This is a genomic window from Streptomyces sp. NPDC058691 (assembly GCF_042714775.1).
GTDB lineage: Bacteria > Actinomycetota > Actinomycetes > Streptomycetales > Streptomycetaceae > Actinacidiphila.
Genome location: NZ_JBHXSO010000119.1, coordinates 1 through 9,835, shown reverse-complemented (window position 1 = coordinate 9,835; position 9,835 = coordinate 1). Strand labels below are relative to the sequence as shown.

Annotated in this window: 11 protein-coding genes; 4 read left to right on the top strand and 7 right to left on the bottom strand. The window is 67.8% G+C overall.

Annotation, left to right across the window (positions count from 1 at the left end; all coding sequences use genetic code 11):
- The coding region (locus tag ACFWVC_RS38070; RefSeq protein WP_384299133.1) for a fibronectin type III domain-containing protein at positions 1–1,565 on the bottom strand (1,565 nt) is incomplete at its 3' end.
- Positions 1,566–1,694: 129 nt separating this feature from the next.
- Positions 1,695–2,903, bottom strand: coding sequence for a HupE/UreJ family protein (locus ACFWVC_RS38065; protein WP_384299129.1), 1,209 nt, complete (start codon positions 2,901–2,903; stop codon positions 1,695–1,697).
- A gap of 177 nt (positions 2,904–3,080) precedes the next feature.
- Between ACFWVC_RS38065 and ACFWVC_RS38060 the strand changes: the two genes are divergently transcribed.
- Entirely contained in the window at positions 3,081–3,752 is a 672-nt protein-coding gene (locus ACFWVC_RS38060) for a hypothetical protein (protein ID WP_384299122.1), read from the top strand.
- Between the two features lie 96 nt (positions 3,753–3,848).
- Here the strand turns inward: ACFWVC_RS38060 and ACFWVC_RS38055 are convergent, their stop codons facing one another.
- The gene (locus ACFWVC_RS38055) at positions 3,849–4,901 is read right to left on the bottom strand and encodes an NAD(P)-dependent alcohol dehydrogenase (protein WP_384299114.1); all 1,053 of its coding nucleotides are present in this window, start codon (positions 4,899–4,901) and stop codon (positions 3,849–3,851) included.
- A gap of 256 nt (positions 4,902–5,157) precedes the next feature.
- On the opposite strand from ACFWVC_RS38055, the gene ACFWVC_RS38050 reads away from it, so the two are divergent.
- Positions 5,158–5,685, top strand: coding sequence for a YbhB/YbcL family Raf kinase inhibitor-like protein (locus tag ACFWVC_RS38050; protein WP_384299107.1), 528 nt, complete (start codon positions 5,158–5,160; stop codon positions 5,683–5,685).
- A 21-nt stretch (positions 5,686–5,706) separates the two neighbouring features.
- Here ACFWVC_RS38050 and ACFWVC_RS38045 read toward each other — a convergent pair whose 3' ends face one another.
- From ACFWVC_RS38045 to ACFWVC_RS38030, 4 genes are all read right to left on the bottom strand, one after another.
- Complete coding sequence (locus ACFWVC_RS38045; protein WP_384299100.1) at positions 5,707–6,744, bottom strand: helix-turn-helix domain-containing protein; 1,038 nt, start codon at positions 6,742–6,744, stop codon at positions 5,707–5,709.
- Between the two features lie 442 nt (positions 6,745–7,186).
- Entirely contained in the window at positions 7,187–7,411 is a 225-nt protein-coding gene (locus ACFWVC_RS38040) for a hypothetical protein (RefSeq protein WP_384299093.1), read from the bottom strand.
- Positions 7,412–7,446: 35 nt separating this feature from the next.
- Positions 7,447–7,962, bottom strand: coding sequence for a hypothetical protein (locus ACFWVC_RS38035; protein ID WP_384299090.1), 516 nt, complete (start codon positions 7,960–7,962; stop codon positions 7,447–7,449).
- A gap of 51 nt (positions 7,963–8,013) precedes the next feature.
- A complete protein-coding gene (locus tag ACFWVC_RS38030) occupies positions 8,014–8,157 on the bottom strand; it encodes a hypothetical protein (protein WP_384299084.1) in 144 nt (47 codons plus the stop codon).
- Between the two features lie 353 nt (positions 8,158–8,510).
- Between ACFWVC_RS38030 and ACFWVC_RS38025 the strand changes: the two genes are divergently transcribed.
- The gene (locus ACFWVC_RS38025) at positions 8,511–8,762 is read left to right on the top strand and encodes a hypothetical protein (RefSeq protein ID WP_384299081.1); all 252 of its coding nucleotides are present in this window, start codon (positions 8,511–8,513) and stop codon (positions 8,760–8,762) included.
- A gap of 68 nt (positions 8,763–8,830) precedes the next feature.
- Positions 8,831–9,682 carry an alpha/beta fold hydrolase gene (locus ACFWVC_RS38020; RefSeq protein WP_384299078.1) on the top strand — a complete coding sequence of 284 codons (852 nt, stop codon included), beginning with the start codon at positions 8,831–8,833 and terminating at the stop codon, positions 9,680–9,682.
- Positions 9,683–9,835 lie beyond the last annotated feature (153 nt).

Sequence of the window (9,835 nt, the reverse complement as noted above, 5' to 3'; positions counted from 1 at the left end):
TTGTAGCCGTCGATCGTCCAGCCGAACTCGCCCGGAGCCGGGTTCGGGACGTTGACCTGGAGGTCCTGCTTGTCACCGTGGAACGGGTGCACCGTCACCTTGTCGACGACCGAGCCCACGGGCTGGTCGGCGGGGGTGTTGTTGCACCAGGAGCCCTTCTCCACGGCCGCGTTCGGGGCCGCGCAGGTGCCGCTGCGGAGGTTCTCGACGACGAGCTTGTCGTTCCGCACCTGGACCTTGACGTAGGAGCGGACGTGCTCCTGGTTCTGGACCGAGTTGTACCAGTAGTTCTGCGGGTTGAGCGGGTCCGCACCGTTGCCGGCACCGCTCGTGCCGCTGCTGTCCGGCGTGGTGATGTCGTAGTACTTCGAGCCCGAGGACGAGTTGCCCGTCACGTACAGGACACCGCCGGGGCCGGGGAAGACATCGGCGGCACCGGGCTGCTCGGCCGGGTTCTCCTTCGCGCCGTTCTTGATCAGGTAGCTGCGCGAGTAGCTGTGGTCGTGGCCCTGGAGAACCAGGTCGACGCCGAGCTTGGAGAACGTGGTCGGGAAGTCGACACGACGCGCCTTGTTGTCGCTGTCCTTGGCGTGGTCGGCCGGCGAGTAGATGGAGTGGTGGTAGACGAGGACCTTCCACTTGGCCTCGTTGCCGTGCTTGTTGATGATGTCGGTGACGTAGCTGACGTGCGCCGCGTCGCCGCCGCCGCCGGTGGCGGGGTTGTAGCTGTTGCTGTTCAGGTCGATGAACAGCACATCCTTGTAGATGTACCAGTAGTCACCGCCGGACGTGTTCGACGCCGGGTTCCCGTTGGAGTAGAACGGGGCCGAACGGTCGGTGTTCGGGGTGGTGAAGTGCTGCTCGTAGGCCTTGCCGCCGACGTCGTGGTTGCCGATGGTGGCGGCCCACGGGTACTGGCGCAGACCGTCGGGCGCGAGGAAGGCGTTCCACTGGGCCTCGGTGTTGGCCGTCTCGACCTGGTCGCCACCCGACACCAGGAGCTCGGCGTTGGGGTTGGCCTTCAGCGAGACGTCGACCGTGTCCTGCCAGCCGGCCTGGTCCTTGGCCACGTCGCCGGACGAGCCGATCTGCGGGTCACCGTAGAACAGGAAGTCGTAGTCGCCTTCGAAGTCCTGCGTCTTGAAGGAGTACGCCGAGGACCAGTTGCCCTCGGTGCCGACACGGTAGGAGTACGCCGTGCCCTCCTTCAGGCCGGTGATCGTCGCGTGGCGGTTGAAGCCGCCGCTGGTCGCGATGTTCGCCGCGCCGATGGCGTCAAAGGTGGTCGCGTCGGCCGGGAACTCGCCGTTGACGAGCTGCGCGGTCGGGACGACCTGGACCTTCTGGGCCGTGTCCGCGGAGGAGTACCACGTGACGGTGCGCTGCGACTCGTTCGAGCCCACGCCGAGGACGATGCCGGTGATCGTGGACGCGTCAGCGGCGCTGGCGGGGGTCGCCAGGCCACTGCCGAGGGCCACGGACAGGCCGAGAAATGCCGCCGTGGCGCCAGTGGCCACACGACGCCGCACAGGCCCGGAGGCCTGCGAGGAGTTGCTCGATCTCATGATGTGTCGATCCTCTTGTGCACGAGTTGTGTGCATGGAATGGAGACCAACAAGCTTTCGGCCACCGGTAAAGGGAAGATAAATGCGATCTTCGAGTTGTCTGAACAACACACGAGACCTGGGTCGGTCTCAGAGCCCGAACGCCCGCTGCACGAACCACACCAGACCCATCGCGGCGACGCCCGCCGAGATCACACCCGTCGTCCACAGGCCGGCCGCCGGAGAGCGGCGGCGGAGCAGGATGAGCAGGGGGAAGACGATGGCGATGATGGCGAGTTGGACCGTCTCGATGCCGACGTTGAACACCAGCAGCGACCACAGCAGCGTCCATGACCACGCCGCCTGGATCCCCAACGCGCCGGCGAAGCCGAGGCCGTGGACGAGTCCGAAGCAGAACACGACGCCGAGGCGGGACCAGCCCGCACGGTCCAGGCTGAAGTGACCGCCGCCCGCTGTCTCCAGATCGGTCGCGTGATCGCGGCGGCGCCAGATCCGCCACAGATGCCAGCCGGCGACGACCGCGATCGACAGCGCGATGACGGGCTCCACGATCCTGGAGGGCACATCGACCACACCGAGCGCGGCGAGCATGAACGTCACCGAGTGCGCCAGGGTGAAGCTCGTGGCCGCGAGCACGATCTCGCGCGGACGCCGGGACCCGGCGATCAGCGCCAGCAGGAACAGGATGTGGTCGATCCCGGTCAGCAGGTGCTCGGCGCCCAGGCGGAAGAACTCCCAGAACCGCTCGTACCATGTCTGGCTGATCGAGAAGGACGGGTGCTCGGCGTCGAGTGCCGCGCTGCCCGACCGGCCGTCGACGTCGTAGGTGACGATCGTCTTGACGCCCTTGACGTAGCCCTCCGAGTCCGGGAACAGGCCGCTGTGCACCTGGTGGTCGTCGCCCCCCTCGGGGCAGGTCCAGTCGAGCGCCAGATCGGCGTACGGAACGCCTTCCCGCTGACCCATGGTGAAGTCGCCGACCTGCTTCGGCGTGCAGGCCTTGCCGCCGGAGGAGACGGTGAAGCGCTTGGCCACGTAGGCGACGGCCGACTTCGCGTGGGCGTCGAGCGCCGCGGCCTGTGCCTTCGCGTCACCCGCGTCGAACGCGGCGGTTCCGGACTTGAACAGTGCGTCGTCGTGCTCGTAGTCGGCGGTGGAGACGACGAACAGGTCGTACTCGAGCTCCAGCTTCGTCCGTATCCGACCCTCGTCGCCCGATGCGACGTTGACGTATACGGTCGATGAGAACCCGTGGGCGAGCGCGGGTTGCCCGAGGCACAGGAATGCGATCACCGCCGCGGTGATCCCGACGATGACGCGGCGGACACGTTGTGACATGTGGCTGGCTCCTTCAGGTTGCCAGTGCACGGTGCATGCCACGGGTGAACACGACGCGCCTTGTTGGCGAACCGTCGAACAACAACATCGAGAACGACGCCCGCGAGGGACCGCGGGCGGGATCGGGATAGCAGGATGGGGAACGCACCACCCTGGACCTCTCGGAGGACGATCACCTTGCGCGCCCCGCTTCGCGCCCTCGCCACGCTGGCCGTGGCCACTGCGCTGGTCACCGGTTGCGGCACCGGCGACGACTGGTCACGGCCGCACCCCGAGCCGACCGCCATCGGCACACTCGGTGCCGGCTTCGTCGACCCCGCGGCTCCGCCCGCCCCGGAAGCCACCATCACTCCGCGGCCCGGCTCTTGGAGCGAGGTCCACCCGCCCCGGGGCTACCGGGTCGTCCTGCTCACCTCGGGCGACGACCGCCCGACCAAGGAGCTGGTGACGGCGGTCAAGGAGTGGGCCGACGCGGAGCACGTCGACCTCAGGACGGTGACCGCCGACGGCCCCTCCGACCTCGTCCCCGCCGCCGGCCGGGCCCTGAAGATGGGCGCCGACCTCATCGTCAGCGCCGGCAACGACCTGATCGACCCCCTCGCGATGGTCACCCCCAACCATCTGTCGCAGCGGTTCCTCGTCGTGGGCGCCGAACTGGCCGAGCCCACCCACAACGTGACGTCGGTCGACTGGTCCGGTGCATCGTTCCGCGGCGAAGGACTGGGCATGTCCTCCACCTACGACGCGGCCTCGTTCACCCCCGCCCGCTGTGCTGCCGCCATCAGGGCGGGCGCGGCGGCCGTGCTCAGCGACATGACCGGCATCGTGCTCTGGCTCGACAAGGTCTGACCGTTCGGTCAGCCCGGCTTCCGTTCGTCGCGCGGGCCGGCGGTTGTGCCGGCCCCGCACAGTCGGCGCCGGCGTCTCCCGGCCGCCGCGCGATCCTCACTCGAAGACGATGACCTGGCGCCCGACGACGTCACCGCGGCCCAGGGCCTCCAGGTTCTCGTTGACGTCCTCGAGCCGCACCTTCGTGACGTTGTGCCTGACGAGACCGGCCTCGGCGAGGGAGAGCACCTCGACCAGGTCAAGGTGGTTGCCCCAGAAGGAACCGAGATAGGACAGTTCCGTCCCGACAAAGGGGAACTGGCGGTGTTCGACGTGGTGGCTCATGAGGCCGACGGCTGCCAGCGCGCCTTCGGGGCCCAGCAGGTCGAACCCCATGGAGATGGACGCCTCGCTGCCGACGCAGTCCAGAATGGCGTGCACCGTCCTGCGACCGGTGAGCCTTTCCAGTTCGTCCTGGATGGCCTCGGCGGACTTGTCCCGGACGTTGATCCCGTGATCCGCGCCGTTCTCCTTGGCCACGTCCAGCTTGCTGTCGGAGCGCGCGAAAGCCACCACGGTCGCCCCGCTTCCGAGCAGCTTCGCGTACTGGACCGCATAGCTGCCCAGACCGCCGATGCCCGTGACCGCGACGGTGCGGCCGGGCCCGAGCTTGCCCGCGTCCCGGAGCTTCTTCATCCCGCGGTACGGAGTCATTCCCGCGTCGGTCATCGGGGCGAGGAGTTCCGGCGTCTTCGCGGCGTCCTCCGAGACCGGAATGGCCTGGCGGTACTCCACGGCCATGTACTCGGCGAAGTCTCCGGGCGGGCCGAAGCCCACCCAGCGGCCGTTGCCGCTGCACAACTGCTCGTTCCCCTCGCGGCACTGCCGGCACGTGCCGTCTCCCCAACTGGGGTTGACGACGACCATGTCGCCCTCCGAGTAGCCCGCCGTCTTCGGTACGCCGCTGCCCATTCCCGCCACGCGACCGGTGACCTCGTGACCGGGGATGTAGGGGAGGTCCACCGGGAAAGGTGCCTTGAAGTAGCCGTCGAGGAGCTGGTAGTCGCTCCGGCACATGCCCGTCGCGGCGACCTTCAGCAGAATCTCGTCCGGCGCCGGGTCGGGTACGGGGACTTCGTCGATTCGAAGGGGTTCCTGGTATCCGTACATCCGAGCTGCTCGCATCTGCATGACGCATGCCCCACTTTCGCGGCTGCCGCTCCGCTTCGGATACCACCAGGTTCCTGCGGCCGCGGTCGCCGCGCATCCGGAGCCCGGCGGCTCTCGTGCCTGCCGGTCGCAGGTGAGAAGGGCCGGACCCGAATTGCCGTGCGGTAATGCGGGTCATAGCGTTGGGTGACGGCTGCCGCGCTGTGCAAGTGACCTGTCCGGTACCGCGGTACACGGGGGATGCGAAGGATCGTCAATGATCAAACCCTATGGCCCCTACGACTTCACGCCGCCGATCAGCACCTTCTCCTTGACCTCGGAGTCCGTGGCCGACGGCGGGCCACTGGCCCGCGAGCAGGTGAGCGGCATCCTGGGAGCGGGTGGGTCGGACATCTCACCGCAGCTGAGCTGGTCCGGATTTCCCGAGGGGACGCGCAGTTTCACGGTCGCGATGTTCGACCCCGACGTGCCCACCGCCTCGGGCTTCTGGCACTGGGCGGTGGCCGATCTTCCCGTCTCCGTGACCGACCTTCCGGCCGGGGCCGGAGACGGACGCGATCTGCCCGGCGGTGCGGTGACACTGGTCAACGATGCCGGTCACCGAAGGTATTTGGGTCCGGCGACGCCTCCGGGAAACGGCCCGGACCGCTATTTCCTCGTGGTGCACGCCGTCGGCGTGGAAGAACTGGATGTGTCTGAGGCGACGACCCCCGCCCTCATGGACTTCCTCCTGTTCACGCACGCGATCGCGCGGGCGACCATGTACGGCACTTATGAGCGATGAGCGATGAATGATCGGTCGGCATCAGGAGCCACCGCTTCTCTGATCCCTCAAGTATGCGGCGGGCGTGGCTCCGTAGACTGATTTGAAGTGTTTGATGAAGTGGCTCGAATCCGAGAAATGCCAGCGTGTCGCGATCTCCGCGATCCCGGTCGTGCTGCCCCGTTCGAGGAGTTCGTCGTGCGCCTTCTTCAGGCGCCGCCGCCGAACGAACGCCATCACGGAGTCGTCCGACGCCGAGAAGCTCCGGTGCAGCGTCCGGAGGGACACTCCCACGCTCCGGGCGACCATCGCCGGAGAGAGGTCGTCAAGTTCGAGATTCTTCTCGACGACGTTCTTGGCGGCTATCACGACGGCCCTGGGGTGGTCATCGAGGGCCGAATCGGTGCGCTCCGAGATGATGCGTGAGAACAGTGTCGCGCAGGCGTCCCGGGCCATGACTTGCGCGGCGGTGGACGCCTCCAGTTCGCTGCTGCTCCTTTTGATCGCCTCGAGGAAATTGATGAGAAATTGAATCTCAGGGGTTTTGGCGTCCACTGTGTACGCCTGGCCGAGAGCCTTGACCGATCCGATGTGCGGAATCACAAGCTGGCGCGGAATGGAGATGACGCGAACCGTCGTGGCCGGCGAGCAGGAAAAACTCCAGGAGGCTTTTGTGTCGCGAATGCAGATCTGCCCGGGCCCGATGTGATGCGTCTTCTTTCCGCCCGTGAACTCGATCCAGCCCGAGGTCACCAGATCGGCGACGATCGGATCCCGTTCGAGGTTGTTTCCCGACACCCCGGTCAGGGAATCGCAATAGACCTGGACGGACAGCAGGCCGGCGATGAGATGGCCGTTCGCATTGAAGCGAAATCCGCCGGAAGTCGCGGAATGCGGGACGGCCAGGCGCGTGAGGTGGGAGAACGGGCCGCGCTCACGGAACGGTCCGCGTTCCTGATGCAAGAACCGCTCGGAGGCCTGTGCCTGTTCGGCGGTCAGCCTCATACCGGCCCGGTACGTGATGGCGCTCTCACGGCTCGGCGCGGAGTTCGCGATGCCTGCCGATCGCCGGTCTTCCACCAGTACCCTCCTTCAACGGCCGGAACGGACTCCCTCGGCGCGATGTCTCCGGGGCGTCCGTCGAGTGTACTTCCCCATTGGATTTCGACATCGCGGGCGATCGCTCTCCCGGCGGATCGAACCGCGTCAGTGGCACTCGTTTTCCACGACGTGGCGCGCATTTTCCATGCCCCCCCGGGACCGCCGGACCTGCATGCGTGCGGAAATGGTCACGAGTTGCCGTGTGCGGGACATCCACCCACATCGATTCATCGGCGGAAACCTTCAACTCGAGTTCCCGGCCCTCGGCTGACGCCTCGACGAATCCGCTGCGTTCGACGTTGTCAGAGGCCATGCCTCCATTTTCCGTTCCCGGCATCGCGTGGCCGGCCCGGAAAGGGGGCTGCCGAGTCCCATGCAACCGGCTCCCCGGCAGATCAGGGCCGGGAGACGGGACCGCTGCCTACACGAAACGGCAGGTGAGCCACTTCTCGTGGTCGTAGTGGTCCTGCGAGGGGTACCTCGCTATGAGGGGAATCACCTCGGTCGTGTCCTCCGGACGGACGCGCTCGGGGAGCGCTCCGAACCTGGCCCGGCGGGCCGCCGCAGCGGCATCCGCGTCCGGGACGGCCGTGGTGACGGCAGTGGTCTCCGGTGCCTTGGTGAGTTTCACGGTGGTCTTCGACATGAGCCGCATCCCTTGCTTCCGGGTCGCTTCGGCGATCAGTGGACGATGTGGAACGTGAGATGCCGTTCCGTCTTGCCCGCGGCGACGGTGTGGACGTAGCCGCGCGCTGTGTCGTAGGCGCCCGAACCCCCGGTGATGGGGATGTCGATGGACGCGGCGGGCGGCAGGTGGAGGAGAGCCTGCCCGCTGATCTGCCCCTTGGGCAGGGCGAACGTTCCCACGCACTGCAGCGCGCCGGGTTCGAGGTGGACGTACGTGCAGACCACGCTGTGGTCGCCGATCCTCTTGCCGCCACGGTAGATGTCTTCGGCGATGACGAGTTGATCGCCCAGGCTGAGCCCCTTCTTCCCCAGATCGACGGATGCGGACTGGGTCTGCCGGGCGACCAGTCCAAGGATCTCCGTACGGGAAGGGGCGTCGTGTGCGGCGCCAGGGGCCGATGGGGCCGCTGACGCGAGTGGGGCGGCGACGAGGCCGCCGATGAGGGCGGCGGCAACACCGGCCGCCGCGCTCAGGGACCGTATCGTGCGGGTCTTTCGTGGATTCGGCATTCTTCGCGCACCTTTCGTCTCGGGTGTCGGCACCTGAAATTCGTGTCGTCCTCAGAAGACCTGGAGGAAGCATCCGCAGGTGATGGCGACCACGGCCACGGCCACGGCGGCTGTCTTGAGCAGCTTGGGCATGCGCATGGGAATCCTCGGGGGTGCGCCGGTTCTCGTTGCTGTCGACGCTCGCACGAGGGGCATCACCAGTCAAGGTGGTTACGGTCACCGTGATCCGGCCGCAGGGATGGATGATTACTGTCATCCACATTCAGGGTCATGCGGAACATCCTGCACGTCAAGGCCACCCTTCGATGCTCTCCTGGGGTGTGGGTCACACCACTTCCCGCTGGTGGCCTCTTGCCGCCGAGCCCGCTCGCGGTCTGTTCCCCGGGGTGCCGGCCCTGATAGCGTCACCCGTGCCCGAGACCGACCGAGGAGGTGAGACCCATCAACGCTGTTGCAAGCTGGGTGCTCTCCTCCCGCGTGGCTGTGCGGTCCGCCTGACGTAGGTGGCATTGGGAGCGCCCGTAGGCATCCCGAAAGGCCACACCTTCATGCACGTCACCGCGGAGACGACCTCGAACGTCGTCTCGGAACGACTCCTCACTCTCGACGACACCACCGGTATGCCCTGGTCGCCCCCCGGTGTCATTTGCGACCGCCCCCGGACCGAGCAGGACGGACGGCTCGCGCCACGGGCGCATGCGGCGGCCCGGATCACCGTTCCGGTGAAGTTGCTGCCGCGGTGGGACGACGGGCTGGTGCCGCGCGCGCCGGGTGCCGGCGCCCCGCACCCACGCGGCTGATCCGCACGTGCCAAGCCGCCGTGCAGAGGCGGCACTTGTCCTGAACATCCGCCGAAAGGATCCTCGCCATGTCTGTGACCCCAGCGTTCTTCTCCGCGTACGACGGAACCCGGCTCGCCCACCACTTCACCGGTGACGGCGATCCCCTGGTCTGCCTGCCCGGGGGACCGACGGACTCCGCCTACTTGGGGGACCTCGGAGGTCTCTCCGCACACCGCCGGCTGATCAGACTCGACCTGCGGGGCACCGGCAGCTCCGAGGTCCCCGACGACCTCGCCTCCTGCCGGTGCGACCGGCTCGTCGACGACGTGGAGGCCCTGCGCGAGCACCTCGGGCTCGAGCGCATGGACCTGCTCGCCCACTGCGCCGGGGCGAACCCGGCCGTCCAGTACGCCGCCCGGTACCCCGAACGCGTCCGCAGGCTGGTGCTGGTCACCCCCAGCGTCAGGGCCGTCGGCATCCCGATCACCGGGGACCTCCGGCTCACAACCGCGCGCCTTCGCCGTGACGAGCCCTGGTTCCCCACCGCGTTCGCGGCGTTGGAGGCCATCGCGGCGGGTCGAGGCGGCGACGACGACTGGCGGGCGGTCGCACCGTTCTCCTACGGACGCTGGGACGAACCCGCGCGCGCTCATCACGCCGCCGCGGAGGAGCGGATGAGGCCGGACGTCATGGCCGCCTTCGGCGCCGACGGCGCTTTCGACCCGGACGCCATGCGCGCCGCCCTCGCCCGCTTCGCGCCCCCGGTGCTGCTGCTGGCCGGAGAGTTCGACGCAGGTGCCCCGCCCCAAGCGGTCGCCGAGTTCGCCGCGTTGTTCCCCCGGGCCGGGCTCGTCGTCCAGCCCGGGGCCGGGCATCACCCGTGGCTCGACGACGCCGAGCGGTTCGTGACGACCACCGCCGGGTTCCTGGCCCAGTAGGCGCAATACGACTGTGTCGCCGGACCTCGGTGGCCGCGGACCCCGCAAATACCGCGGATCGGGGGGGCCCGGGGGCCGACGCAAAGCCGTGGGTCGGTGGACCGAGCCGTGTGCGTGGGAACCGCCCAAATAGGGACCGCGTTTTTTTTGAGC

Bases quoted from the DNA above. Each gene is read 5' to 3' on its own strand.
- ACFWVC_RS38050 (WP_384299107.1), top strand. From the start codon at position 5,158: ATGATCAAACCCTATGGCCCCTACGACTTCACGCCGCCGATCAGCACC.
- ACFWVC_RS38035 (WP_384299090.1), bottom strand. From the start codon at position 7,962: ATGCCGAATCCACGAAAGACCCGCACGATACGGTCCCTGAGCGCGGCG.
- ACFWVC_RS38025 (WP_384299081.1), top strand. From the start codon at position 8,511: ATGCACGTCACCGCGGAGACGACCTCGAACGTCGTCTCGGAACGACTC.
- ACFWVC_RS38020 (WP_384299078.1), top strand. From the start codon at position 8,831: ATGTCTGTGACCCCAGCGTTCTTCTCCGCGTACGACGGAACCCGGCTC.
- ACFWVC_RS38030 (WP_384299084.1), bottom strand. From the start codon at position 8,157: ATGCCCCTCGTGCGAGCGTCGACAGCAACGAGAACCGGCGCACCCCCG.
- ACFWVC_RS38055 (WP_384299114.1), bottom strand. From the start codon at position 4,901: ATGTACGGATACCAGGAACCCCTTCGAATCGACGAAGTCCCCGTACCC.
- ACFWVC_RS38065 (WP_384299129.1), bottom strand. From the start codon at position 2,903: ATGTCACAACGTGTCCGCCGCGTCATCGTCGGGATCACCGCGGCGGTG.
- ACFWVC_RS38040 (WP_384299093.1), bottom strand. From the start codon at position 7,411: ATGTCGAAGACCACCGTGAAACTCACCAAGGCACCGGAGACCACTGCC.